27 protein-coding genes and 1 tRNA gene are annotated in these 23,843 nt (G+C 68.7%); 10 read left to right on the top strand and 18 right to left on the bottom strand.

Features of this window, described 5'->3' with window-relative positions; translation table 11 throughout:
• The 3 genes from ACLIRP_RS03940 to ACLIRP_RS03930 all read right to left on the bottom strand — a co-directional run bounded on the left by ACLIRP_RS03940 (position 1) and on the right by ACLIRP_RS03930 (position 3,850).
• Positions 1 to 1,329 carry a restriction endonuclease subunit S gene (locus tag ACLIRP_RS03940; protein ID WP_412062658.1) on the bottom strand — a complete coding sequence of 443 codons (1,329 nt, stop codon included), beginning with the start codon at positions 1,327 to 1,329 and terminating at the stop codon, positions 1 to 3.
• A complete protein-coding gene (locus ACLIRP_RS03935) occupies positions 1,326 to 3,044 on the bottom strand; it encodes a type I restriction-modification system subunit M (RefSeq protein WP_412062657.1) in 1,719 nt (572 codons plus the stop codon). Before ACLIRP_RS03935 ends, ACLIRP_RS03940 begins: the two co-directional genes overlap by 4 nt.
• A 176-nt stretch (positions 3,045 to 3,220) precedes the next feature.
• Positions 3,221 to 3,850 carry a hypothetical protein gene (locus ACLIRP_RS03930; protein WP_412062656.1) on the bottom strand — a complete coding sequence of 210 codons (630 nt, stop codon included), beginning with the start codon at positions 3,848 to 3,850 and terminating at the stop codon, positions 3,221 to 3,223.
• Positions 3,851 to 4,123: 273 nt separating this feature from the next.
• Between ACLIRP_RS03930 and ACLIRP_RS03925 the strand changes: the two genes are divergently transcribed.
• Genes ACLIRP_RS03925 through ACLIRP_RS03915 form a run of 3 tightly spaced genes read left to right on the top strand, consistent with a single transcriptional unit; the run spans position 4,124 to position 5,816 of the window.
• Positions 4,124 to 4,420, top strand: a complete 297-nt coding sequence (locus ACLIRP_RS03925; protein ID WP_412062655.1) for a hypothetical protein — start codon at positions 4,124 to 4,126, stop codon at positions 4,418 to 4,420.
• The gene (locus ACLIRP_RS03920) at positions 4,417 to 4,641 is read left to right on the top strand and encodes a hypothetical protein (RefSeq protein WP_412062654.1); all 225 of its coding nucleotides are present in this window, start codon (positions 4,417 to 4,419) and stop codon (positions 4,639 to 4,641) included. The genes ACLIRP_RS03925 and ACLIRP_RS03920 overlap by 4 nt, the downstream gene beginning before the upstream one ends.
• Positions 4,638 to 5,816 carry a hypothetical protein gene (locus ACLIRP_RS03915; protein WP_412062653.1) on the top strand — a complete coding sequence of 393 codons (1,179 nt, stop codon included), beginning with the start codon at positions 4,638 to 4,640 and terminating at the stop codon, positions 5,814 to 5,816. Before ACLIRP_RS03920 ends, ACLIRP_RS03915 begins: the two co-directional genes overlap by 4 nt.
• 32 nt (positions 5,817 to 5,848) lie before the next feature.
• Here ACLIRP_RS03915 and ACLIRP_RS03910 read toward each other — a convergent pair whose 3' ends face one another.
• From ACLIRP_RS03910 to ACLIRP_RS03885, 6 genes are all read right to left on the bottom strand, one after another.
• Complete coding sequence (locus ACLIRP_RS03910; RefSeq protein WP_412062652.1) at positions 5,849 to 6,931, bottom strand: DUF3800 domain-containing protein; 1,083 nt, start codon at positions 6,929 to 6,931, stop codon at positions 5,849 to 5,851.
• A gap of 60 nt (positions 6,932 to 6,991) precedes the next feature.
• Positions 6,992 to 7,273, bottom strand: a complete 282-nt coding sequence (locus ACLIRP_RS03905) for a hypothetical protein (RefSeq protein WP_412062651.1) — start codon at positions 7,271 to 7,273, stop codon at positions 6,992 to 6,994.
• 49 nt (positions 7,274 to 7,322) lie between these two features.
• Complete coding sequence (locus ACLIRP_RS03900) at positions 7,323 to 8,543, bottom strand: tyrosine-type recombinase/integrase (protein WP_412062650.1); 1,221 nt, start codon at positions 8,541 to 8,543, stop codon at positions 7,323 to 7,325.
• 205 nt (positions 8,544 to 8,748) lie between these two features.
• Positions 8,749 to 8,821: transfer RNA gene (locus ACLIRP_RS03895), tRNA-Phe, on the bottom strand.
• 95 nt (positions 8,822 to 8,916) lie between these two features.
• On the bottom strand, positions 8,917 to 9,564 hold the full coding sequence (locus tag ACLIRP_RS03890; protein WP_412062649.1) for a response regulator transcription factor: 648 nt from the start codon (positions 9,562 to 9,564) through the stop codon (positions 8,917 to 8,919).
• A gap of 86 nt (positions 9,565 to 9,650) precedes the next feature.
• Positions 9,651 to 10,043: a response regulator gene (locus tag ACLIRP_RS03885; RefSeq protein WP_412062648.1), complete on the bottom strand. Its 393-nt coding sequence runs from the start codon at positions 10,041 to 10,043 to the stop codon at positions 9,651 to 9,653.
• Positions 10,044 to 10,133: 90 nt separating this feature from the next.
• Between ACLIRP_RS03885 and thiE the strand changes: the two genes are divergently transcribed.
• From thiE to ACLIRP_RS03865, 4 genes are all read left to right on the top strand, one after another.
• Positions 10,134 to 10,778, top strand: coding sequence for a thiamine phosphate synthase (gene thiE / locus ACLIRP_RS03880; protein WP_412062647.1), 645 nt, complete (start codon positions 10,134 to 10,136; stop codon positions 10,776 to 10,778).
• 37 nt (positions 10,779 to 10,815) lie between these two features.
• Complete coding sequence (locus ACLIRP_RS03875) at positions 10,816 to 11,454, top strand: diacylglycerol/polyprenol kinase family protein (protein WP_412062646.1); 639 nt, start codon at positions 10,816 to 10,818, stop codon at positions 11,452 to 11,454.
• Positions 11,442 to 12,296, top strand: coding sequence for an esterase/lipase family protein (locus tag ACLIRP_RS03870; RefSeq protein ID WP_412062645.1), 855 nt, complete (start codon positions 11,442 to 11,444; stop codon positions 12,294 to 12,296). The genes ACLIRP_RS03875 and ACLIRP_RS03870 overlap by 13 nt, the downstream gene beginning before the upstream one ends.
• A gap of 105 nt (positions 12,297 to 12,401) precedes the next feature.
• Positions 12,402 to 12,950: a YqgE/AlgH family protein gene (locus tag ACLIRP_RS03865; RefSeq protein ID WP_412062644.1), complete on the top strand. Its 549-nt coding sequence runs from the start codon at positions 12,402 to 12,404 to the stop codon at positions 12,948 to 12,950.
• On the opposite strand, the gene ACLIRP_RS03860 is transcribed toward ACLIRP_RS03865, so the two are convergent.
• From ACLIRP_RS03860 to ACLIRP_RS03840, 5 genes are all read right to left on the bottom strand, one after another.
• On the bottom strand, positions 12,947 to 13,333 hold the full coding sequence (locus tag ACLIRP_RS03860) for a response regulator transcription factor (RefSeq protein WP_412062643.1): 387 nt from the start codon (positions 13,331 to 13,333) through the stop codon (positions 12,947 to 12,949). The genes ACLIRP_RS03865 and ACLIRP_RS03860 overlap by 4 nt on opposite strands.
• Positions 13,334 to 13,534: 201 nt before the next feature.
• On the bottom strand, positions 13,535 to 14,167 hold the full coding sequence (locus ACLIRP_RS03855; protein WP_412062642.1) for a response regulator: 633 nt from the start codon (positions 14,165 to 14,167) through the stop codon (positions 13,535 to 13,537).
• Positions 14,164 to 15,879: a PAS domain S-box protein gene (locus ACLIRP_RS03850; protein ID WP_412062641.1), complete on the bottom strand. Its 1,716-nt coding sequence runs from the start codon at positions 15,877 to 15,879 to the stop codon at positions 14,164 to 14,166. The genes ACLIRP_RS03855 and ACLIRP_RS03850 overlap by 4 nt, the downstream gene beginning before the upstream one ends.
• Positions 15,879 to 17,012, bottom strand: a complete 1,134-nt coding sequence (locus tag ACLIRP_RS03845) for a cysteine desulfurase family protein (protein WP_412063686.1) — start codon at positions 17,010 to 17,012, stop codon at positions 15,879 to 15,881. Before ACLIRP_RS03845 ends, ACLIRP_RS03850 begins: the two co-directional genes overlap by 1 nt.
• A 142-nt stretch (positions 17,013 to 17,154) precedes the next feature.
• Positions 17,155 to 19,746 (bottom strand): acyl-CoA dehydrogenase, encoded by a 2,592-nt coding sequence (locus tag ACLIRP_RS03840; RefSeq protein ID WP_412062640.1) that lies wholly within the window; start codon positions 19,744 to 19,746, stop codon positions 17,155 to 17,157.
• Between the two features lie 112 nt (positions 19,747 to 19,858).
• Between ACLIRP_RS03840 and ACLIRP_RS03835 the strand changes: the two genes are divergently transcribed.
• The 3 genes from ACLIRP_RS03835 (at position 19,859) to ACLIRP_RS03825 (ending at position 21,506) form a co-directional block, all read left to right on the top strand.
• On the top strand, positions 19,859 to 20,788 hold the full coding sequence (locus ACLIRP_RS03835; RefSeq protein WP_412062639.1) for an oxidoreductase: 930 nt from the start codon (positions 19,859 to 19,861) through the stop codon (positions 20,786 to 20,788).
• Between the two features lie 69 nt (positions 20,789 to 20,857).
• Positions 20,858 to 21,106 (top strand): hypothetical protein, encoded by a 249-nt coding sequence (locus ACLIRP_RS03830; protein ID WP_412062638.1) that lies wholly within the window; start codon positions 20,858 to 20,860, stop codon positions 21,104 to 21,106.
• Positions 21,107 to 21,155: 49 nt separating this feature from the next.
• Positions 21,156 to 21,506: a phage holin family protein gene (locus tag ACLIRP_RS03825; RefSeq protein ID WP_412062637.1), complete on the top strand. Its 351-nt coding sequence runs from the start codon at positions 21,156 to 21,158 to the stop codon at positions 21,504 to 21,506.
• A gap of 6 nt (positions 21,507 to 21,512) precedes the next feature.
• Here the strand turns inward: ACLIRP_RS03825 and ACLIRP_RS03820 are convergent, their stop codons facing one another.
• The 4 genes from ACLIRP_RS03820 to ACLIRP_RS03805 all read right to left on the bottom strand — a co-directional run bounded on the left by ACLIRP_RS03820 (position 21,513) and on the right by ACLIRP_RS03805 (position 23,747).
• Positions 21,513 to 21,998, bottom strand: coding sequence for a YdeI/OmpD-associated family protein (locus ACLIRP_RS03820; RefSeq protein ID WP_412062636.1), 486 nt, complete (start codon positions 21,996 to 21,998; stop codon positions 21,513 to 21,515).
• Between the two features lie 66 nt (positions 21,999 to 22,064).
• Entirely contained in the window at positions 22,065 to 22,373 is a 309-nt protein-coding gene (locus ACLIRP_RS03815; protein ID WP_412062635.1) for a hypothetical protein, read from the bottom strand.
• A 58-nt stretch (positions 22,374 to 22,431) separates the two neighbouring features.
• Positions 22,432 to 23,112, bottom strand: coding sequence for a hypothetical protein (locus ACLIRP_RS03810; protein ID WP_412062634.1), 681 nt, complete (start codon positions 23,110 to 23,112; stop codon positions 22,432 to 22,434).
• Positions 23,113 to 23,195: 83 nt separating this feature from the next.
• Positions 23,196 to 23,747, bottom strand: a complete 552-nt coding sequence (locus ACLIRP_RS03805) for a hypothetical protein (RefSeq protein ID WP_412062633.1) — start codon at positions 23,745 to 23,747, stop codon at positions 23,196 to 23,198.
• Positions 23,748 to 23,843 lie beyond the last annotated feature (96 nt).

Here is a 23,843-nt window from a genome sequence, read left to right as displayed (position 1 = left end):
TCATGCGACCATCTCGACAGGCACATCTTCTCGCACGTCGATCTTGCCGGTGACGACCTCGGAAATCAAGGACGACCGCAACTCGGTAAGGAGTCGTACCGCCTCCGTCTCCTTGTCGATCAGAGCGTCGAGGCTCCGCGTCTTGTCCTCGACGTACGCGACGATCTGGTCTTGCTCCTCGACGGGCGGGAGCGTCGTGACGAACTCGCTGGCGTCCGGCATGTAAATCGTTTTGTGGGTCGATCCCATGAGGAGCCGCCGGAACTCCCGCTTCATGGCGCGCAGCACGTACAGGAGGAACGTCGGACGGAGTGTCGGACCGCACACCCAGCAGACGTAGTCCTGCGAGGTCGCCATCTCGCTCCCGAGGATCCCGGAGAACCCGACGGACGCCGTCCGCGAGAGGATGACGGTCCGCTCCGGCAAGAGACGCGCGGACGAGTTCTCGATCCCAAGCTCGCTGATCTTCTCCTTCGTCTCTGTGATGACGGTGGTCCGCCCGTTCCGGAGTTGCCACACGTCGCCGAGGGTAACCCAGGGGATAGTGCAGTTCTCCCAGTACTCCGGCTTCTTCCGGCTCGGCGTATGCCCGCTCTCGACCCGCGCCACGAACTTGATCTTGGGAACGGTCCAGTGGTCTGGCACCCCCCCAATCCAATCCCAACCCGACGCCTTCATCGGCGCGTCCGGGTCGAGCCCCTTAGTCACTGCGGTGTAGATGACTGATGCCCGAAGCTGCCCGAGGCGAACGAGGAGAGCCCGCTTCTCCGCAATGAGCCGGTCCACCTCGACGGTTTTCCGGTCGAGGTAGTCCGCCAACTGACGCTGTTCGTCGAGCGGCGGGAGCGCGACCCGAAATTCCCCCAGCGTGTCGCGGTTCACCTTGGGCATCGCGACACGCTCCGATGCCAGGACTGCTTGATCGGTGAAGAAGTCCGATATGAGGACGTAAAGCAAGAATCTCGGGTCCACGTCCTCCCGACAAGTGAGCGGGTACATGTCGGCGCTACAGAGCCCCCCCGATGGGGGGATACACGCCTTCGCAAGCGCGGGACGGATCTTGCTGTAGATGACCGCACCTCGCTCGAAGAGGTACTTCCCGCTGTCGGCGCCTTGGTCTTTAGCCGACTCCTGCGCCAGTAGGCGACCTGTCCCAGACTCGACATGGTTCGGCGCGATCAGAGGGAGGTCAACGTACTCGGGGAGTCGAGGGTCGACAAGACCGCTATCGATAGATGCACAGTGCTTGAAAGCGCAAACCGTCCAGTGCTCGGGGATCTCGCCGAGCCACTCAAATCCGCTAGCTTTGTAATCAGAGTAGTGCTTCACGCCTCCAGCACCTCCTTCAGCATGCCTTCCGTCTCGGCGTCGAGTGCCAGGATATCGCGCGTGATCTCCTCCACGCTCCGGAGCCGCTCGTACTGGTAAAAGTACCGAGTGAAGTTGACCTCGTACCCCACCTTGTCGGCGCCCCTGTCCATCCACGCGTCCGGTACGTGGGGGCTCACCTCCCGCTCGAAGTACGCGTCCACGTCGTCCACCAGCGGGACGCGCTCGTAGTCACGGAGCTTCGTGTCCGGCTTCGGGTTGCCCTGTCGATCCGTCTTCGGCGAGCCGTCCTTCTTCAACTGGGGGCGCTCGACGCGGACCTTCGTGTACCCGAACGCCTCGTTCTCAAAGTCCCGCACCCGGTCGTCCTCGCCGTCGCCGAGGTACAGCCCGACGACCTCCTCGATCTGGGCGTCGGTGAGGTAGTTCCGCTTGTTGCCGAGCGACTTCCGCATCTTCGTCGACACCCCCGAGGCGTCCACGAGGCGGACCGTCCCGCGCCGGTCCTCCGCCTTCCGGTTTGTCAGCACCCAGACGTACGTCGAGATCCCCGTGTTGTAGAACATGTCCCCGGGGAGCGCGACGATCCCCTCCAGCCAGTCGTTCTCGATGATCCACCGCCGGATCTCGGACTCGCCGGACCCCGCATCACCGGTGAACAGGGGGCTTCCGTTGAACACGACGGCGAGGCGGCTCCCCTTCGCCTCCATCTTCGAGAGCATGTGCTGGAGGAAGAGGAGCGCTCCGTCGCTCACACGCGGCGTCCCCGCCGAGAACCGCCCGCTCGCCGTCTGCGCCTCCTCCTCCACGAACGACCGCTCCTTCTTCCACGAGACCCCGAATGGAGGGTTCGAGAGCATGTAGTCGAACCGGTTGCCCCGAAACTGGTCCTGCGAGAGCGACGACCCGAGCCGGATCCGCCCGGGGTCCTCGCCGGTCACGAGGAAGTCCGACTTCGCGATGGCGTACGACTGGTCGTTGATCTCCTGACCGAAGAGGAGGACGCGCGCCTTCGGGTTGATCTCGTGAACCTGCTCCTGCGCCATCGTGAGCATCCCGCCCGTCCCGCACGCCGGGTCGAACACGGTCCGCACGACGCCCTCGCCCGACACGTCGTCCTCGTGCCCGTCGAGGAGAAGCCGGACCATGAGCCGAATCACCTCGCGTGGCGTATAGTGTTCGCCTGCCGTCTCGTTCGAAAACTCTGAGCTGAGGCGGAGCAACTCCTCGAAGATGTACCCCATCTCGTGGTTCGAGACCTTCGAGGGGTGGAGGTCGACCTCCGTCATCTTGTCCGCGAGCTGGAACAGGAGGTCGTTCTTCGCCAGCTTGTCGATGATCGGCTCCAGCTTGTAGTGCCGGAGGATCTCGCGGACGTTCGGCGAGAACCCGCCGAGGTAGGCGTTGACGTTGACCTCGATGTTGTTCGCGTCGTCGGCGAGGCGCTCCAGGTCGTACCGGGAGGTGTTGTAGAACCCGATCCCGCTCGTCTTCAGGAGGACGCCGTCGAGCTGGTCCTCGGTGAGCTGGTCCTTGAACCCCTCGTACGTCGCAAGGATGTTCTCCTTGCGCTCCTCCAGCACGCAGTCGAGGCGGCGGAGGACGACGAACGGGAGCGTTACGTCGCCGTACTCGGAGCGCTTGAACGTCCCCCGGAGGAGGTCGTCGGCGACTTGCCAGATGAAGGACGCCTTGTCTTGGAAGTTGGGTGCCATCAATTCGATTCTTCCTTCAGGGGATCGCTCAGCTCATAGACCGCGTGCTGGCGTCAAGAATGGGTGTCGCAATCTAGAATCACGCTCCGATCTTGCCGGATCAATCAGATGTCTCGACAATCGTGAATCAAACTAGTCTAGATCACACAATGTTAACTAAGTTTAACAAATTAGATTTAAAAGCTTGAACCGATAACATCCTTATATTTTGAGTTGAATTTTTCTACTTCTGCTTTTATGCCCGAATAAAATCCCATACCCGACACAATTGAATCATCATAGAGCATATAAATATCAGAATTTTTAGACCTGATGGGATCAGTATCTATAAATCCCACATGGGACCACCTGTCAGAACGAAGGCTTTCCACAACGCGATCCATTACGTGTTTTTTTAGATTTTCAAATGAATACACCGATGTCCAGCTGTTTCTTATGCGATCAGCTAGGGTCAATCTTAAAAATTTATCCTCTTCTATGATGAAGCAATAATATAGCAATATAAAATGTAACATTATTAACCGGTAATAGCAAAAGAGGTCAAAAAGCTTAAATTCGTAGTTCCGAATCGGCGAAGAGCCCGAAATAGATGCCACAACAGATATCACTGTTTTTCTTCCCAACGCCCCGCCAGCAAATGATCCCAACTGCTCCCCAGCACCGTAGACATCGCGAATCCGAATGCTACTTAGCTCTTTTAACGCCTCCCGGGAATAGTCTTCAAACAAATCATCTCCGAACTCAAACATCGACGATATCATGTCGCCCGGCTTTGCATCTTTGCTTTCCCTTAAATGCTCAATCATTTTATGACTAATTCTGCCCGAGTTGTTTATCTGCGCGTCAAGACTAATAACTCTAGACGGAAGCCAATCGAACCAAAATTTGTCATATCCCATTCTTCTCTGAGCAATATCTAACACATCTATTGAACTATCTAATATTTGCACATCGATAAATCTTCTTGAATATGCATATGTGAGCAAATTGCCTAGTGATAGCATCATGAAATGGAATATTACGAATTACTCGGGATGCTCTGGTAGAAGACTGACGGTGGTCTGAGAGGGGTCGCCTCTGTGGACAGGGACAGTGTAACAAATCGTTCGGAATCCCGGTATACAGACTGTTCCAGCCCGACGGACTCCGTCAGCAATATCGACCACTCCCACGACCCCTGCGAGGTCTCCGACGAGACCGACGAGATCTCCGACTTCGAAGCCCTCTTCCACGAGGTCGAGCGTGAGGCGCGAGCCCTGAGCGGCGCCACCCCTGAGTGCGCCGTCCACGACCTGGAGCGCACGCTCCTCGACCTCCTCGCCCTGACCGGCGGCGACCCCGACTCGGTCGACCCCACCGAACCCTTCCTCCAATGAGCGACGAGAGACCACGCCGGACAGACCGCTTCACGTACACCAGTCCCGACCAGCTCGTCTTTGGCAAGGAGAACATCGCCCGGTCCCGCGCCCTGTCGAAGCTCCGCCGCCTCGTCAACGACGAGAAGCTGGACGCCGTCAAGCTGCTCGCGCTCGCCGAGGGAAACCTCGACGCCCTCCGCACCGACGAGCAACCAGACCCCTCCGAGAGCGAGTCGTGACGGACCGAGACGAGTCGGAGCGGCTGACGTACGCCGACGTTCTCAACGCAGAGGAACACTCCAGGGACCACCTCGACACGCGTCACCTCACCGAAGTGTCTCTCACACTCGCGCTCCAGAGCGCCCTGGGGGACGGCGTGTCGTCGTTCGGGCTCTTCCCGCTCCCCGAGCCTTGGGCAAAGCCGGTGGACCGTACAGAGATCCTCAGGACGGTCGAGCGGTGCCTCCCGGAGTTCGGTTTCGTTCTGCTGGACGTTCATCCTGAGGCGTCCCGTCCTAGCCGGGTCTACCTCGTTCCAGGGGTCGACCTCGCCCGACTGGCAAAGTTGACGGAGAGGCTCGGGGGCGCGCCGTTCTTGTACTGCGGTCCCGAGACGAACGGCGTGCTCGTCGTCCCCGGCGAGGACGGGACGCGGGTAGGCGACGCCACGCCCACTCCTGACGGGATCGTCCGGCTCACGTCCAGGGTCGCGAACGCCCCCGTCTCGTTCGTCTATCCCCCGCAGAGCTCCGCCGAGGTCATGACGCGGAAGGCGCATGACGCGAGCAAGCCCGGACCGCCCTTCGACGACTTGGACACCGTCATCAACTCGGACGAGCCCGCCCGCGCGCTGGCACTGGTCTTGAAGGGGCTCGCGCCGGAGCGCGTTCGCCAGTTCGTCGAGCGCGTGGTCCTCCGAGCGGCTCCGCTCGCGTCGGGCTACGTGCCCTCTTCGACGGAGCCGGTCCTCATCCACCTCGACGCACCCGCCGAGGTGGAGCGACTCTCGGAGGGGAGCGGACGGTTCGTCGCCTTCCGGTTCACCGAGGGGATGGAGAAGGAGTACGGCGACATCCGGGTCCGCTCGGAGTTCGACCTCCTCGATGAGGACGCACGCGACTCGGTACGGCGGGGTGCGACCGACCTCCAGATCGTCGATGAGGCAAACGGGCTGACGGTCCTGGTCGAGTGCCAGAAGGCGTACTTCCAGACGCCCGACAGACTCAGGCGCAACTTGATAGCCCTCTTCGAGGAGGAGACGAACCCCGCCTTGGTCTCGGTCGATGCAACGTTCGGCGAAGTCCTGGCGGCGTTGACCGAGATCGCGGACAAGTGCAGGGACGCCGCCGAGGTCTACGTCGTCCGCCGATTCGGCAACTACCTCCGGGCTGCCGGTCTTGTGACCGGGGCGTAGCTGCGGAAACGCACCGGGGCACGCTCACGACGTCAAGTGAGCACCACCGCCCGATCCGACCCAGGATCGTCGAGGGTTCCCCCGACAGCTTCGAGGAAGTAGCGGGCGAACTCGTCCTTGGGACCGTCCCCATCGACGTTCGCGATCCGACCCACCGACGACGTGAACAAGTCGGCGACCTGGAGGAACGGGGACTTTTCGGAGTCCTCAGCGTCGAGGTCGCCGATAGCTAGCCGTCCGTCGAACACGGCGGCGCTCGCGTTCTCCAGACGCTCCCGGATGCCGGTCAAGACTCGTCTATCGAACCCTGGCGACTCGGCGTCCTTCGTGAAGTAGAGCCGCCTGGGGAGGGACGCCCGCCCGGTTTCGTCTTCGTGCTCGATGCCCAGCCGGAGGAGCGTGGCGAACATCTCGGCGAGAGCGACCGGCACGTCCGCGATCCCCTCCCGCTCCCAGACGAGCGCCTTGAACCCCATGAACGGGTCGTCCCGGACGAACCGGTCGACGAGCATCTTGTAGCGGTCCAAGTTGGTCGAGGAGATCCGCTTGAAGTGGACCTCGGAGGCGCGTAGCACCTCGGTCCGCCACTCCTCAAACTCGGTGAGCAGGCGAGGGACGTTCCTCGGGACGACGAACCAAACGCTCCCGACGACGAGGCGCCCCTGGGTCTTCCCGCTCTCGTCCGCGAACACATTAAGCGAGGGCGCCGGGGGCTTCTCCCCGGCGCGGCGCTCTGCCTCCTCCTCACTGATGACGCCCCGCTCGCGCTGGACTTCGACGGACGCCTGATACATCCCGTAGGAGTTCTGAATCTTCCGCCGAGCGCGGTCGATGCTCCAGAAGTTCGGGAGGTCCTTGATATGTTCGAGCCGGATCACGCCGGACCCCGCGATCTCGCGCGCGAACGTCCGGCAGTACTCGGCGAACAACTCCTTGTCGGAGTCCCTCGTGGCAGGGACGCTGTTGAGCACCCACGCGACGCGGTGCTCGATGGTGTCGAGGTCGAACGAGGAGACGCGATGGCGGAGGTCGTCGCGCTTCGCCTCCAACTTGAGTTCTTGAGCCTTCGCCTCCTCCTGGCGCCGGATGTCGTCCTCAGTGGACTCGAAGCTCAAGCCCAACTGTCTGGGATCTGGCGACGTATCCACGAGGAGTGATGCGGATTCGACTGATGGCTAAAACGTATTGTCCTCCCAATCCTCTTCGCTATCGAAGCCGCCTAGTGACGCGGAACTCTCGCTGTACTGGAGCTTCTCGTACGTCTCGCCGTCGTCGTTCTTCCAGATGTCGTACACGTCGACTCCGCTCACCCCGTACTCAGAACGGGTGTCGTGGAAGGTGTACCCCTCGTCTTCCAACTCAGCGTCGGTTTTCGGACGGTCGTTGTAATCCATCGTAGCGCGGGTTGAGCCGAGGGTCTCAACGCCCCAGAGCGCCGGTGGTTCGAGTTCCGACATGTTAGGTCAGGCGCCCAGCCGACATGGAGACCGGGAGCCCGACTCGCTCTTAATCCGCTGAGAGCGACTCCTTCTCCCGTCGCCGCTGCGCTTCCGCTTCGAGGTCCGTGAACACCTCGACCGCCTCGGCGCGCACCTGGGAGGGCGCGAGGTGCATGTACTTCAAAGCAACGGATATCGAACTGTGCCCGAGGTACTCGCGGATGAACTCCGGACTTTTGTTCGCCTGGGCGAGCATGGACCCCGCCGTATGGCGAGTCGTGTGGAACTTGACCTCGCCCCCTCGCTCCTCGCCGAGTCCCTCCCGGGCGAAGTGTTTGAACCGACGAGACAGGAGACGGGGGCAGAGCTTTCCCGCGTCGTGCGAGGTCTTGAACACGTAGTCCGACCGGGGCACCTCATCCTCTGGGACGCCGAGATGCTCGGCGCGCTCTGCGCGGATCGTTCGGAGAATCTCAGTGACGTGCGGGCTCATCGGGACGGTCCGGTCCGTGCTCCCCTTCGTCGTGTAGACGCGGATCACCCCATCAGCGAACGACACGTTCGACCACTGGAGCCCGCAGACCTCCGCCGCCCGGAGTCCTAGCTCGACGTTGCACCGGATGACCGGCGCGATCCAGCGAATGTCCTTCGAGAGCTTCTCCCGCTCGTGGTACGCATCAATCCCCTGCGTGATCGCGTCGACCTCCTTCGGCGTGAGGTACTGAGGGTGGCGCTGCTGCGCCTTTGGGAGGTCGACCCCGCTGGCGGGGTTCTCGAACGTGGTGCCATCTGGCGCGACCATCCCACGCTCCTTGGTCATCCAGGTAAAAAACGCCTTGAGGTGGCGGACGTTCTTCCGACGCGTTGTGGGGTTCGCGTTCGTCGAGACGAGCCAACGCGAGATCACGTCCGCTGTCACGTCGGTGACGAGCCGGACGGACGGCTCATGGTCCTTGAGATACCCCTCGAACTGGTCGAGGACCTGCTCGTAGGTCCGCCGGGTCGCCGGTGTCCAGCGGGTCAAAGACTTCGCATCGACGAAGGCGTCCATGCCGTCCCGGAGCGCCCACGTCTCGATCTGGGGACCGAGGATGAGTCGCTGGAAGTCGGTGGTGACCCAGGGGTCCAGCTTGCCGGTGAGGACCATCTCGTCGACGAGGACGCGGACCTTCTCGGCGACTCGGCGGCTCTTGGTCTTGAGGGGGACGGACTTTTTCTTCGGCTCCCGGCTGGCGTCGTAGAACTGGAGGTAGTAGTTGCGGTTGCTCGCGCGTACGAGGCTGCTCATTTCGAAATCGGATTCTTGTGATTGGAATCCGACCTCTCGACACCTCAATCTCCCATTCCAGACCGGAACCCCCGATTGGTGGTTCACCGGTACCTCCGGGCTCCCCGTACCTCCGGTTGTACCTCTTTTGGGTCCAGAGGGTCAGCAATGCGTCAGCAGTCTGCGCAAAAGCTGTCTACCAAACGGCGATTACAACGCCGTAGGGTGGTCGAGGGCGGACTTGAACCGCCGACACACGGATTTTCAGTCCGTTGCTCTACCAACTGAGCTACTCGACCAACACCGACCGCGAACGGCCGGGCAGCCAATATACAGGCCGCCCGCAGCGTCCCCTCCACCGAGACTCGGTGAAGTCACCCGGCGCCCTGCGGCGTCAATTCGGGCCCATGGGGTCTTCGACCCAAAGCACGGCCCGGCGCACGAACTCGGCCGAGCCGCCCAGCCCCAGCTTCTGGCGGATGTTGGCCCGGTGCGACTCGATGGTCTTGAGGCTCAGCCCCATCACCTCGGCCACCTCGCGCGTCGAGCGGCCGCGCCCGAAGTGCTCGAACACCTCGATCTCGCGATCCGTCAGCCGGTCGCTCAGCGGGACGCGGTCGTCGCCGCCGTCGGCGGCCGCCGCCCGCTCGCGGAGGTCACGGCCGAGGTACGTCTCGCCCGCCAGGACCGTGCGGAGGGCCGGGATGAACGCGTGCTTCGCCTCGCGCTTCATCAGGTAGCCCCGCGCGCCCGCGCGCAGGCACCGCTCGGCGTAGAGCGTCTCCTCGTGGCCGGAGACCACCAGGATGCGGGCGTCTGGATGGAGCGAGCGGAGCCGCTTGATGAACTCGATCCCATTGACCCCGGGCAGCGTCAGGTCGACGACGGCGACGGCGAACTCGACGCGCGTCGCCAGGTCGAACGCCTCCTCCGCCGACGACGCTTCGCCGGCGACCTCCAGGCCCCGCTCCGAACGGATCAGGCTCGCGTACCCTTCGCGGATGAGGGGGTGGTCGTCGACGAGTAGAACACGGTGCGACATAACAGGATGATAAAGCACCACCTCAGCACCCGCGAGCCCGGGCCGCTCGCGGCGGCGATTGGCGGGGTCTCCCTAGGACGCTGCCATCAGGCCGCCTCGATCCCGAACACTTCGCCCTTGAGCGTCCCGAAATCGATCGGCTTGGTGAGGTAGCCCCGAGCCCCGCCGTTAAGCGCGGAGGTCTCAAGCTGCCCGTCGTCGTAGGCCGTCACCATGTAGACCTGGAGGTCGGGGAACTCGGTCGTGATCGCCGCCAGCAGGTCGAGCCCGCTCATGCCGGGCATGTTGATGTCGGACAGCACCACGACCACGTCGGCCGCCTCGCCGGTGCGGAGCTTGACCAGCGCCTCCTCGCCACTTTCGGCGAACACAAACTCGATCAACCCGCTCCGAACTTCACGGCGGAATTTCTGAGTAAACAAGAACTGAACGTCGGTTTCATCGTCGACGACGAGGACGCGAGTGGGGTGATCGGACATTCGGATGCGAGGGACTGACCGGTCCAACGCCCCAACGGCCCCAGCGTTGCACCACGCTGACGATCTTCTGCCTCCGCCCCGCCGATTTCTGTGCCGCCGCCCCTCGGACGCCTCCACGTCCTGACCGACATTCACTTCCAGCAGCGCCGGTCGCACGCCGAGCTGGCGGCGGCGGCCGTGGCGGGCGGGGCCGACACGATCCAGTTCCGCCAGAAGGGGGGCACCGTGCGCGATCGCTTCGCCAACCTGACCGAGACCGTCGCGGCGTGCCGGGCGGCGGGCGTGCTGTGCCTGGTCGACGACGAGCTCGACCTGGCGCTGGCGGCCGGGGCCGATGGGGTCCACCTCGGCGCGCTCGACCTGCCCGTCGCCGCGGCCCGCCGCGTCGCCGCCGACCTTGGCCGCCCGTTCGTGGTCGGGGCGACGGCCACGACCGCCGACGCGGCTCGCGCGGCGGAGTCGGACGGGGCCGACTACATCGGGTTCGGGCCCGTTTTCCCCACGCGCTCGAAGGCCTCCCCCGCCTCCGTCAAGGGGCTGCGCGGGCTGGCCGACGCGTGCGCGGCCGTGTCGATCCCGGTCCTCGCGATCGCCGGGATCACGCCCGACCGCGTCCGGGCGTGCCTCGACGCCGGCGCGTACGGGGTCGCGGTGATGACGGCCGTGAGCACGGCCCCCGACCCGCACGCCGCCGCGCGAGCCTTCCGGACGGCGATCGACGGGCGGCCGTCGTGAGCCGTCCGCCGAGGTGCCCGCGGGGTATGTTCGTCCCGTGAGCGACACCGCCCCCGCCATCTCGTACCGCGCCGAGCTTCAGCGCAAGGCGATCCACCTCGGCGCGCTCGTGCTCCCGGCCGCGATGCTGGCGCTCCCCACGCCGACCGCCCGGACGGGGCTGACCGTGCTCGCGGCCCTCGCCGTCGCCCTCGACGTGGCGCGGCAGCGGATCCCGGCCGTGCACCACGTGATCGTGGATCGCGGGTTTGGCTGGATGATGCGGCCCGAGGAGCTCACCGGCGTCGGCGGCCCGATCGTGCTCAACGGCGCCGTCTGGATGTGCCTGTCGGCCGCGGCGTGCATCTGGCTCTTTCCGCCCGGCGTCGGCGCAGCGGCGCTCGCGATGCTCATGGTGGGCGACGGCGCGGCGGCGGTCGTCGGCCGGCGCTTCGGGCGGACGAAGTGGCCGCGCTCGCCGAAGTCGGTCGAGGGCAGCGTCGCGTACGTCGTCGCTGCGTTTGCGATGGGACTCGCCGTCGTGGCGTGGCCGGGCGCCGAGCTGAGTCTGGGGGCGTGCGCCGTCGGCGCCGTCGTCGGGGCGGCCGTGGAGGCGCTGCCGATCCCGGTCAACGACAACTTCCGGGTGCCGCTCCTGTCGGGGCTGGCGATGCTGGCGGTCGGATGGGTCGCTTGACGAGCGCGGCCGAGGCGGTCGCCCGACGGGCCGTCGAGTTGGAGCCGCTGCCCCAGCCGCCGCTCCGGCCGACGCGGTACCCCGTCGTGCTGCTCCACGGGTTCGGAGCCCTCGCGAACCTGATGCAGGGCGGCGTGCTCCACGCCGAGGCCATGCACCTTCGGGCGCGCGGCGTCTGGGCGTACGCCCCCCACGTCAACCCGTACGACACGGTCGCGGTGCGGGCCCGGTCGTGGGCGGAGCGGCTGGCGGTCGTGCTCGACGAGACCGGCGCCGAGCGCGTCAACTTGGTCGGCTTCTCGACGGGCGGGCTCGACGCGCGCCAGCTCGCGCGCGACGGCTGGGCCGACCAAATCGCCAGCCTGGTCACCGTCTCGACGCCCCACCGCGGCTCCCCGCTGGCCGACTTCGTGCTCGGCCGCCCGGAGTGGCTGCGCACGTGGGCGGTCGGGGTCATGGAGTTCGTCGGCCGCGCCGCCTACGAGTCGGCCCCGCCGCATGCCGAGGCCGCGCTCGCCGAGCTGACGCGGGACGCCGTCGAGGCCCTGTTCTCGCCCGACGAGACGATCCCGGGCGCGTGGTGCGCGTCGTGGGCCGCGCACGCCGGCAAGGGGACGGACGTCCCGATGTACCCGCCGCTGATGGTCCCCAACCGCATCCTGCACGGGCTCGCGGGGCTCAACGACGGCATCGTGCCGACGGCGTCGATGCACTGGGGCGAGCGGCTGGGCGTGCTGGCCGCCGACCACGCCCGCCAGATCGGGCTCGGCCCCTCGGCCACGTTCGACTCGCTGGCCTTTTTCGTGGCCCACTGCGAGGCGCTCCGGGCCCGAGGGCTGTAGCGGGGGCCGGGGGAGGGCCGGACCGTGGGGACGGCTGGATCCGCACCGCCGGGCAGGACCCGCGCGCGGCCGGCGTCGTTGGCAGGCCGGCTCGTCTCCCCTCTTATGCCCACCCCCGTCCCCGGCGACGTCCTCGTCGCCGAGCCGCCCATGGCGGACCCCAACTTCCGCCGCACCGTCGTGCTGCTGTGCGAGCACACGACGGCCGGCTCGTTCGGCCTCGTCCTCAACCGCCCCACCGGCCTGTCGCTGGCGCAAGCCGCCGACGAGGCGCTCGGGTTCGACGCCGAACTCGGGGTCGGCGGCCCCGTGCAGCCCGACACGCTGCACTTTCTCCACCCCTACGGCGACCTCGAGGGCGCGCTCCCCGTCCTCGACGAGGTCTTCTGGGGCGGCGACTTCGAGGCCCTCCAGACCGCCATCGCCGACGGCTGGGCCGACCCCGACGAGGTCCGGTTCCTGGTCGGCTACTCGGGATGGGGCGCCGGCCAGCTCGACGCCGAGGTCGACGAGGGCGCCTGGATCGTCGTCCCCGGCTCGGCCGACCTCATCTTCGCCGACGGCGACGACGCGCTCTGGCGCCAGATCCTGCGCCAGCTCGGCGGCGAGTACGCCTTGTTGTCGACGTTCCCGGACGACCCCCGGCTGAACTAGGCCTCGGCCGTCTGCGCCCACTCGCGCAGGATGTCCAGCACGTGCTCGACGCCGGCCGACTTGTCTAGAAAATGGTCCGCGCCGGCCGCGAGGCAGGCCTCCCGGTACAGGTCGTCGGCGTGGTTGGTCAGCATGATCACGCGGGCCGCGGCCCGGGCCTGGCGCAGCGCCTTGAGGGCCGCGAGCCCGTTCATCACGGGCATCTGGAGGTCGAGCACGACCACGCCGGGCCGGTACCGCCCGACGCCGACGACCGCTTGCGCCCCGTCGGCCGCCTCGGCGACAACTTCGACGCCCTCGACCTCGTCGATGGCGTCGCGCAGGAGGCCGCGGAGCAGGTCGGAGTCGTCGGCCAGGAGGACGCGGACGGGGGTCGAGGGCATCGGTGTGGAGGGGACCCGAATCGTACGCGCAAACCGGGCGCGCCGGCCGCTCCCCGGATGCCCAGAGCGCCTCACAACACGTGGGACGGCGCGGCACGATCGTGTAGGCCATGGCCTACACGATTCTGGAATCCATCCCTCTGCCCGCTCCGGGGTCCACGATTCGCCCCGGCGCCGCTGCGAGGCGGCGCGGCAGGGGCCCTAGTCGATCAGCCCGTTCTCGAGCGCGTAGCGCGTGATCTCAGCGTTGTTGGACATCCCCATCTTCTGGAGCAGCCGGCTCCGGTACGTCGAGACCGTCTTGACGCTGAGCGAGAGGTGCTCCCCGATGGCGCCGACGGTCATCCCCGACGCGATCAGCCGGAGCACCTGGTACTCGCGGTCCGAGAGCGCGGTGTGGGGGTCTTGGTCCGGGTCGAGGTCGAGCGCGTCGAGCAGCGACGCCGCGAGCGCCTGCGTGAGGTAGCGCTTGCCGGAGGCCACGCGGCGGACGGCCTCGACCAGGTCGGCCTCGGCGCTCTCCTTGGTGAGGTAGCCCATGGCCCCGGCCCGGACGACGCGGACGGCGTACTGGTCCTCGGGGTGCGCCGAGAGCACCAGGATCGGCACGCGCGGGTGCTCCGCCTTGAGCGACTTGACGAGGTCGAGCCCGCTCGGGCCCGGCATGCTCATGTCCATCACGATCACGTCGACGCGGTGGTCGCGGACGGCCGTCAGCAGGGCGTCCCCGGAGTCCGCCTCGGCGACCACGCGGACGTCGTCGAGTTCGGTGAGCAGTTCCACCAACCCGCGGCGGACGAGGGCGTGGTCGTCGGCGATGACGATGCGGGTCATGGGGCGTCGGCGGTGGGGAGCGGAAACGTACACTCGACTCGGGTGCCCTGGCCGGGCGTGCCGTCGACGTCGAGCGTGCCGCCGAGCGCGCCCGCCCGCTCGCGCATGCCGACCAGCCCCAGGCTTCGCCGTCGCGTCCGGGCCGGGTCGAAGCCCCGCCCGTCGTCGGCGACGACGAGCCGGAGCGCGGTCGGCGCCAGCACCAGTGTCACGGCAACGTGGCCGGCGTCCGCGTGACGGGCGACGTTCGTGAGCGCCTCCTGGAGCACGCGGAACGCCGCCGTCGCGACGTCGGCCGGCGGCTCGACGGCGCCGTGCACGTCGACGTGGCAGGTCGTGCCCGTGCGCTCCTCGAACCGCTTGGCCTGCCAGGTGGTAGCGCTGGCCAGCCCAAAGTCGTCGAGCACGCCCGGACGGAGGTCGGAGGCGATCTCGCGGACGTGGCGGATCGTCTCATCAATGGTCTCGCGGACGCTCTCGAGGCGTTTAAGAGCCGGGGCGTCCTCGGCGTAGTGGCGGCCGAACCAGCCGATGCCGAGGCGGATGGCCGTGAGCTGCTGGCCGAGCACGTCGTGGACCTCGCGCGAGAGCCGGGTCCGCTCCTCCTCGCGGATGTCCTGGAGGTGTGTGGCGAGGGCGCGGAGCTCGGCGCGCGAGCGCTCCAGCGCTTGCTCGTGCTCGCGCAGCGGCGTGACGTCGCGGAGCATCGAGAGCAGCTCGCCGTCGCCGAGCGGCGCCATGCGGACCTCGCGGAACAGCCGCCGGCCGTCGGCGGCCGTCTCGTAGTCGTACGCCACGGGCTCCCCGCGGGCGGCGATCTGGGCGGCGGCGGCCTCGAACTTGTCGGCCAGGTCGCGGGGGATGACATCCTGCAGCCGCTTTCCGATGAGCGCGTCGGCCGCGAACTCGGTCTCGAACTGCGCCGGCACGTGGAAGTCGAGCACGAGCCCGTCGGCCTGCAGGCGCGAGACGACGTCGGGCAGGGCGCGGACGACCGTCCGGTACCGCGACTCCGACTCGACAAGCCGGCGCTCGGTCTCGGTGCGGGCCGTCACGTCGCGCGAGGTGACGATCCCGTACGGCACGCCGCCGGGCCCGGCGACTGCGCGGCCCCGGCTCTCCAGCACCCGGGTCTGGCCCTCGGGGTCGATCACGCGGTAGCGCAGCGTGGTCCGGTCGCCGCTCAGGAAGCCCTCGGCGAACGCCGCCAGCACCCGGTCGAGGTCGTCGGGGTGGATGGTCGCGAACGTCGGATCGGCGACGATCTGCTCGGCCGTCCGGCCGGTCTGCTCGAAGGCGGCCGGGCTGGCGTACTCCGTCCGGCCCGTCGCATCCACGACCGTGACGAGGTCGGCGACGGACTCGACCATCAGGCGGTACAGGTCCGCGTCAGTCTGGGCATGCGCGTGTCGCGCACGGGCGTGGCGGGCCGCACGCACCGCCTCGGGCGCGCTCGCGTCCGGGGCGACGACGCCGTCGGCGCCGCCCTGCAACGCCGCGTCCTCGTCGGCGGGCGTCGCCGCGATTACAAGAACGGGCGGGCGCGAGCGCGGCCGCCGGAGCCAGTCGGCCAAGTTGTCGGTGCCGCCCGCGAGCACGACAAGGTCGGCGTCCCCGAAGCCGAGCGCGGCCGGGGCGCCGACGGGCCGCACGGCGCCGAGCGCCTCGGCCCATGGTGCGAGCGGCCCGCTCCAGGCGATGGCGTCGGGCATCAGGCGGTCAGGGCGGACATCCGAGAGACGACGCGGCCGACGGCGTCGGCGGCCCCGGCGACCTCGTCGGCCGTCGTCGCCCGGCCGAGCGAGAGCCGCAGGGTCGCCGCGGCGAGCGCGCGCGGGACGCCGAGCGCGAGCAGCACGTGGCTCGGCTCCAGCGCGCCGGACGTGCAGGCGCTCCCGGCCGAGACGGCGACGCCCTCGAGGTCGAGCGCGGCGAGCAGCATCTCGCCGTCGAGCCCGCCCGCGACGGAGACGCTCAGAATGTGGGGCGCGCAGGCGTCGGGCGTGTGGAGGTGGAGCCGGTCGCCGAGGGCCGCACGGAGCCGGGCCAGCAGGTCCCGGCGCAAGCCGTCGATGCGCGCGGCGGTCCCCTCCCGCTCGGCCTCTGCGAGCGCGAGTGCCGTCGCGAAGCCGACGATGCCCGCCACGTTTTCGGTCCCCCCCCGCCGGCCGCGCTCCTGCGCGCCGCCCGTCTGCGGCCCCGCGAACGGCGTCCCCGCCCGGACGTAGAGCGCGCCGACGCCCTGGGGCCCACCGACCTTGTGCGCCGACAGCGACAACAGATCGACGCCGAGCGCGTCGACATCGAGGGGGAAGTAGCCGGCGGCCTGGACGGCGTCGGTGTGGACAAGCGCGCCCGCCGCGTGCGCAGCGCGGGCGATCTCGGCGACCGGGTTCACGGCGCCGGTCTCGTTGTTGACCCACATCGCGGACACGAGCCCGGTCGCGGCGTCGCACGCGTCGGCGACCGCCCCGGGCGCCAGCCGTCCGTCGGGGCTGGGGGGCACGATGGCGACTGGGTGACCGGCTCGCGCCAGCGACGTCGCCGTCGCGAGCACGGCCTTGTGCTCGGTCGCGCCCGTCACCAACCCGGGGCGGTCCGACGCCGTGAGCGCGCCCCTGAGCGCGAGGTTGTCGGCCTCGGTGCCGCCGGAGGTGAACACGACCTCGCCGGGCTCGCAGCCGAGCACGTCGGCGACGGTGCCCCGCGCGCGGTCGACAGCGACGCGGGCGCGGCGCCCGGCGGCGTGCAGCGACGACGGGTTGCCGACGGCGCGGAGGTGGGGCAGCATGGCCGCCAGGGCCTCGGGGCGGAGCGGCGTCGTGGCGGCGTGGTCGAGGTACATCACGGCGACAACCTACCCGCTCGGGCCCGGCGTGTGCCGCGGTCGGACCGGGCGGATGTGGAAGGACGACCGCCCGCAACCACGGAGCCGCCCGCTCCGACGAGAGGCCAGAGCGGGCGGCGGCGGGCGGGCGGCTGCATCGCTAGGCCGTGCCCTCGGCGGGGTCCTCGGTGACGACGCCGCCGGACCACGTCGTGGCACCGGTGTCGGTGTCGGCCGGGCCGCCGAACCCGACCGTGCCGAGTGCGACGCCGTCGCCGCCGGTCTCCGACGTCACCGACGCGGGCTTGACGGCGCTGGCGAAGTAGTCCTCGGTGTCGAAGCTGTCGACCTGGATGGCGTCGTTGCGGGCCTCCTCGGCGCGGCGGAGCAGGTCGGCCTCGTCCGGGGTGAGGATCCCGGCCTCGACGGCCTGGGGGATCAGCGTGGCCGGGTGCTGGCGGGGCAGCTCGCGCCGCTTGATGGCGGCCTTGAGCTTCGACACGACGGCCTCGGCGTCGTAGCACAGCTTCATCGTCGTCTCGAAGCGGCCCAGCGCGTGCGTCGGGTCGTCGGACTCGAAGACGAGCCCGGTCAGGCGGTCGCGCTGGGCGCCGGGCACCTGAAGGGCTGCAGCCACCTGGCCGCCGACGGCGTCGGACGGGAGCGACGACAGGCGGTTGAAGCGGGACCACGCCGCGAGCGGGCCGCGGAAGAGCCACGTCGCGCCCGGCACCTGGAGGTTGGCGAACAGGCCGTCGAAGGCGTCCTGCATCTGGGCGAAGGCGTACTGCATCGAGTAGTCGAGGAACGGGCGGTCTTCGGGCCGCTGGCCCTCGGCCTCGAAGCGGCGGAGCGTCGCCGTGCCGAGGTACATCCACGAGAAGATGTCGGCGAACCGGCCGGTGAGCTTTTCCTTGCGCTTGAGGTCGCCCCCGAGTGTGCCCATCGCGAGATCCGCGAGGAAGGCGAACGTGGCGGACGCCCACGACATCTTGCGCCAGTACGTCGCGGCGGGGCCGCTCACCGGCGAGCCCGCGAGCCAGCCGCGGCTGAGCGACAGGCCGATCCCGCGGAACGCGTTGCGGACGACGTGGCCGATGTGGGGCCAGAACGCGGCGTCGAAGGCCCTGGCGTCGCCGGCCATCAGCGCCTGCATCTCGCGCAGGGCGTACGGGTGGCAGCGAATCGCGCCCTGCCCGAAGATCATCAGCGTCCGCGTCAGGATGTTGGCGCCCTCGACGGTGATCGAAACGGGCAGGCCGATGTAGGCGTGGGCGATCGGGTTGCGCGGGCCGCGCGAGATCGCATTCCCGCCCAGGATGTCCATCGCGTCGTTGACCGCCTTCCGGAAGAGCTCGGTCGCGTTGTACTTCATCATGGCCGTCACGACAGCCGGGGCGGCGCCCTGGTCGAGCGCGCCGTTCGTGTAGCGGCGCGCGGCGTCGAGCGTGTAGGCCCAGCCGCCGATCCGCGCGAGCGGCTCCTCGATCCCCTCGAACTTGCCGATCGACAGCCCGAACTGCTTGCGGATGAGCGCGTGCGCGCCGGCGACGCGGGCCGACTGGAGCACGCCCGCCGTGGCGCTGGCGGGGAGGGAGATCCCGCGCCCGGCCGCAAGCGACTGCATCAGCATCCGCCAGCCGCGCCCGGCGCCGGCCGCGCCGCCGATGACGGCGTCCTCCAGCTTGACGACGACGCCGTGGCCCTCGGTCGGGCAGTTCCAGAACGGCACGCCGAGCGGGTCGTGGCGCTGGCCGAGCACGACGCCCTCGGCGTCGGCCGGGACGAGCGCGCACGTGATGCCGAGGTCCGTCCCCTTGCCGAGCAGCTCCTCGGGGTCCTCCAGCTTGAACGCCAGCCCGAGCACGTCGGAGATCGCGGCCAACGTGATGTAGCGCTTGCGCCAGTCGAGCCGGACGGAAAGGTCGCCGTCGGCGTCGCGGAAGACGACGCCCTTCGACGAGATCGCGCCGGCGTCGGAGCCCGCGCCGGGCTCGGTGAGGGCGAATGACGGGATCGTCTCGCCGGAGGCCAGCCGGGGCAGCCAATGGTCCTTCTGCGCGTCCGTCCCGAAGTGCGCCAGCAGCTCGGCCGGGCCCAGCGAGTTTGGCACCATCACGGTGATGCCGAGTGTCGACGAGACCGACGAGGCCTTGGCGACGATGGCGCTGTTGGCGCTCGGGCTGAAGCCGTGGCCGCCGTACGCCTCGGGCACGATGAGCCCGAAAAAGCGGTCGTCCTTGAGCTTTTGCCACACGGCCTCGGGGAGGTCGCGCTGCTGCCACACCTCCCAGTCGTCGACCATCTGGCACAGCTCCTCGACGGGGCCGTCCATGAACGCCTGCTCGGCCTCGGTCAGGCCGGGGTAGCCCTGCGCCAGCAGGCGCTCGCGGTCGGGCTTGCCCGAGAACAGCTCGCCCTCGACCCAGACCGTCCCGGCGTCGATGGCCTCCTGCTCGGTCGACGAGATGACGGGCAGGAACTGCATCGCCTCCATCGCCTTCATCACGCCCGCCGACAGCAACCGGCGGATCGGCGTGATCAGGAAGACGGCCGCGAGCACGACGAAAACGGCCGTCAGCGCCCACGGCGCGCCGAAGCCGACGAGGGCGACCAGGCCAGCCAGGGCCCAGACCGCCAGCGGGGCGCCCGTGAAGCCGAGCGCGAACAGCACCAGCAGCACGCCGACGGCGGCGGCCCAGCCGGGCGTGACGGCGGCGAGCGCGCCGTGGAGGGAATCGAGAAGGTCCATGACCGTGGCGGGAAGGGGGGTTAACAGTGTAAACCTTTCGACGCGGTGCGGCAAGTCCGGAGAACCCTGCCCGCCCTGCGGGGGTCTCTCTACCTCTCACGATTCCAATCCGATGTCCGACGCCGCCTCCTGGGCCCTCCAACACCTCCCCCGCCAGCACGGCCGCACCGCCGTGGTGACCGGCGCCAACTCGGGGATCGGCCTCGAAACGACCCGTGGGCTCGCCGTCCTGGGCGCGCGCGTGGTCATGGCCTGCCGCGACACGGGCCGCGGGGCCGCCGCCGCCGCCGACGTTCTCAAGAGCGTCCCCGGCGCCGACCTCGACGTGCGCGCGCTCGACCTCGCCGACTTGCGCTCCGTCCGGGCCTTCGCCGACGGCCTCGACGGGCCGGTCGACGTGCTCGTCAACAACGCGGGCGTGATGGCCGTCCCGACCCGGACCGAGACGCAGGACGGCTTCGAGACGCAGTTCGGCGTCAACGTGCTCGGCCACTTCGCGCTCACCGTCCGGCTCCTTCGCCAGGTGCTGGCGGCGGACGCCGGGCGCGTGGTCTGGCTGTCGAGCATCGCCCACAAGGACGGCAAGATCCGGCTCGACGACCTCAACGGCGAGCGGCGCTACGACCCGTGGCGGGCCTACCAGCAGAGCAAGCTGGCCGACCTCATGCTCGCGTTCGAGCTCGACCGCCGGCTCGACGGCACGTCGGCGATCTCGCTCGCGGCGCACCCGGGCGTGTCGTCGACCGAGTTGATGGACGATATGGTCGGCGGCTCGCGGCTGATGGCGTTCGCGGCGAACGCGGTGATGCCGCTAATCGCGATGCCCGCGTGGCGCGGCGCGCTCCCGTCGCTCGTGGCGGCCGCGTCGCCCGACGTGGCAGGCAGCGCCTACGTCGGGCCGCAGGGCTTCCGCGACATGCGCGGCGCCCCGGGCCCGGCCGACGTCGCCTCGCAAGCGACGGACCGCGCCACGGCGGCGGCGCTGTTCGAGGCGTGCGAGCGGCTCACCAGCGAGACGATGCCGCTCGCCCTCGCTGCCTAGCGCCCACGACACGGGCCGGATGCGCGCACGCGCCGCGCCAGACTCCGGGCGGTCCCCTCCCCTGCCCGGATGTCCGCACCCTTCGAAGGCCTCGGCGTGTTCTACCTCGGCCGCGACGCCGACCCCGCGACGGGCGGGGTGGTGCCCGTCTTGTACAACGCGACTGACCTCACCACGCACGCCTTCATTGTCAGGATGACCGGCTCCGGCGAGACCGGGCTCGGCGTCGGGCTGGTCGAGGCGGCCGCGCTCGACGGGATCCCCGTCATCGCCATCGACCCAAGGGCGACCTGGGCAACCTGGCCCTTCAACGCCTGAACCCCACCGCCCGCCTGCCCGTAGGCGGGCGCCCGTCCCCCCGACTCCGATGAAGCTCCTCCTCCGCTGGGCCGCCAGCGCCGCCGCCCTCTTGATCGTCGCCTACCTCGTGCCCGGCGTCGGCATCGCCAGCATCGGCACCGCGTTCATCGCCGCGCTCGTCGTCGGGCTCGTCAACGCCACCATCGGCGCGGTCGTCAAACTCATCACGACCCCGCTCCGCTGGCTGACGCTCGGCCTGCTGACGATCCTCATTAACGCTGTCATGTTCTGGCTCGCGGCCTCGTTCCTCGATGGGTTCACCGTCGACGGCGCGTTCGCGGCCGTCATCGGCGCCCTCGGCTACGGGCTGCTGGCGGGGATCATCGGGTCCGTGCTGGGCGCCAACGGCAAGGACTAGTCGGCCTCACCAGCGCCGCTTGAGCGTCTCGTGCGTGCCGTCGCGCAAGCGGGCCGCCACCTCCGTGGCGCGGTCCCGGCGGGTAGTCTCGCGTTTGGCGCTCGTCACGCGGTGCGCGAGTGCGCGGCGCATCCCGGGCGTGATGTCGTCCCACGTCGCGCGCGCCTGGGCGTCGTCGGCCAGTGCGGCCGCCAGCTCCGCGCCTGGCTCGACCTGGTCCGGGTCGGGGTCGGCGCTCAGCTCGACGCCGACGAGGTCGCCCGCCGTCAGCCCCAGCGTCTTCATCCGGTCGCGGCTGAGCGCGATGAACGACAGGTCGCCGTGGCGGTGGAGCGCTAGGCGGAACGGCGCGTCGGCGATCGTCCCGACGAGGCGGCGCACCTTGGCCTCCCGCAGAGGCTCCGCGACCGAATCGGGCAACGGCAACTTGTGGGGCGTCATCCCGCCCTTCGTGAGCAGGACGGGCGCGAGGAAGACGTGGTCGAAGGCCATGGGCGGGACAGAAAAAAGGCGTGGAGGCCGAAGCCCCCACGCCGGGTCGAGGTCCGCGCAGATGCGCTAGGCGCGCGAGCGCGGGACGACGGCGCCGTAGCGCTCGATGTCGGCCGTGCGGCGGGTGCCGTCGTAGGTGCCATCGGTGGCGTAGATCACGCCGTCGCCGATCGACAGGTCGCGAGCGGGGTACTCGGTGCCGTCCGACAGCGTCACGGCGTCGACCATCTTCTGGTCGGTGTTGACGATCATGTCGACGACGGTGAGCCCGGTGTCGCCACCGTCCTTGTCGAGCACGCGGTAGCCGCGCACGTCTTGGTCGTCGGGGAATTCGAGGTCCCAGTCGGAGGTCTCGGAGAGTTTGATGCGGTGCATGAAAAGAGGGGTCTGAGTGGAGAAAGGGGGTGCCGTGGCGACGTCGCCAGCGGCGGCGCTACTCGACGACGGTGATGTCGTCGCGCGAGTTGACGCGGATAAAGACGGTCCGGCTGCGGAGCGCCGCCGTGTCGTCGTCGGTGAGCTCGGACAGGCCGCGCTCGCCGTCGGCGTAGCGCGCGAAGGCGCCGTTGATGGAGACGGTGTCGCCCTCATCGATGTCGAACACGCCGTCGGTGCCGCCGGCGCCGGTCTCGGACTCGCCGAGGCCGACCAGCACGACGAGCGTCTTGCGGAGCTCGTCGGTGCCGATCCAGAACGTCGAGTCGCCGACCACGCGGAGCACGCGGGCGTCGTCAACGTCGACGCGCGTGCCAGGCTGGATGCGCGTCACGGTGACGCCCTCGAGCGTGCCGGCGTCGGGAAGTGGGTCGCTGGCGTCGTCGCGGCCGCCGGGGCCGTCGGCCATCTCGGCGTCGGTCTCGAAGAGGCCGTCGTCGTCGGCGTAAAGCTGCTCGGCGGAGGTGACGACGTTGCCGTCGACCTCGTCCGCGCCGGGCTCGATCTCGAAGTCGTCGAGCACGCCGACGTTGTCGTCGGTGCCGGCGATCTCGTCGGCGTCGGGCTCGTTGTCGAAGGCCTCGGCGATGAACCAGATGAGGCCGCCGAGCAGGAGGGCGCCGAGGAGCCAGAGCCACCAGGGCGTGCCGGAGGTCTTTTCTACAGGAATGTTGGCCATGAGAACTAGGGGATGGGTGGAGTAGAGAGATCAGACGTCCCCGCTCGGCCGGCAGGCGCCGGGCCGAGCGGGAGAGATTCGAACTACTCGCCGGCCTCCACGTTCTCCATGTCGGCCTCGAGGATCTCGACCTCGTCGCCGTCGACGCGGATCACGTTCGTGTCCGAGGTCATCGCGTTGAGGTCGGCGTCCGGGATGCCCATGTTCAAGAGGTCCATGTCACCGAGTGCGCCGTAGTCGGCGCCGGCGAGCGAGACGCGCTGGCCGGGGTTGATGTCGACCTGCCCTTCGATGCCGGGCGCGGCCGAGGCCTCCTCATTGAGGATGACGAGCGTCTCGGCGGCGTTCGGGTCGTCGCTGGCGGCGACGAAGAACGTCCGGTCGCCCGTGACGCGGGTGACGTAGAGGTTGCTCATGTCGAGGGCCATGCCGGCATCGGCGTCCATGTCGCCGGCAACGACGACGGGGTCCACGTCCTCGACCATCTCGGTGTCGTCGACGTAAGCGTCGTCGACGTCGTCGTCGTCGGAGAAGGCGCCGATGAGGAACCAGAGGAGGGCGCCGAGCAGGAGGGCGCCGAGGAGCCAGAGCCACCAGGGCGTACCGGCAGAGCGTTCGACAGGAATGTTGGCCATGAATCAGAGTGGGTGGGTGAGAGAGGGCCCATGAGATGGGCAGGGGTTGAATGGACAGGAGGCCGGGAAGGTCCAGAGTCGCCCCCATCGGGGCGC

Source organism: Rubrivirga halophila, assembly GCF_046845755.1.
GTDB lineage: Bacteria > Bacteroidota > Rhodothermia > Rhodothermales > Rubricoccaceae > Rubrivirga.
The sequence above is the reverse complement of the archived record's forward strand: the minus strand, read 5'-3'. Positions and strand labels throughout refer to the sequence as shown.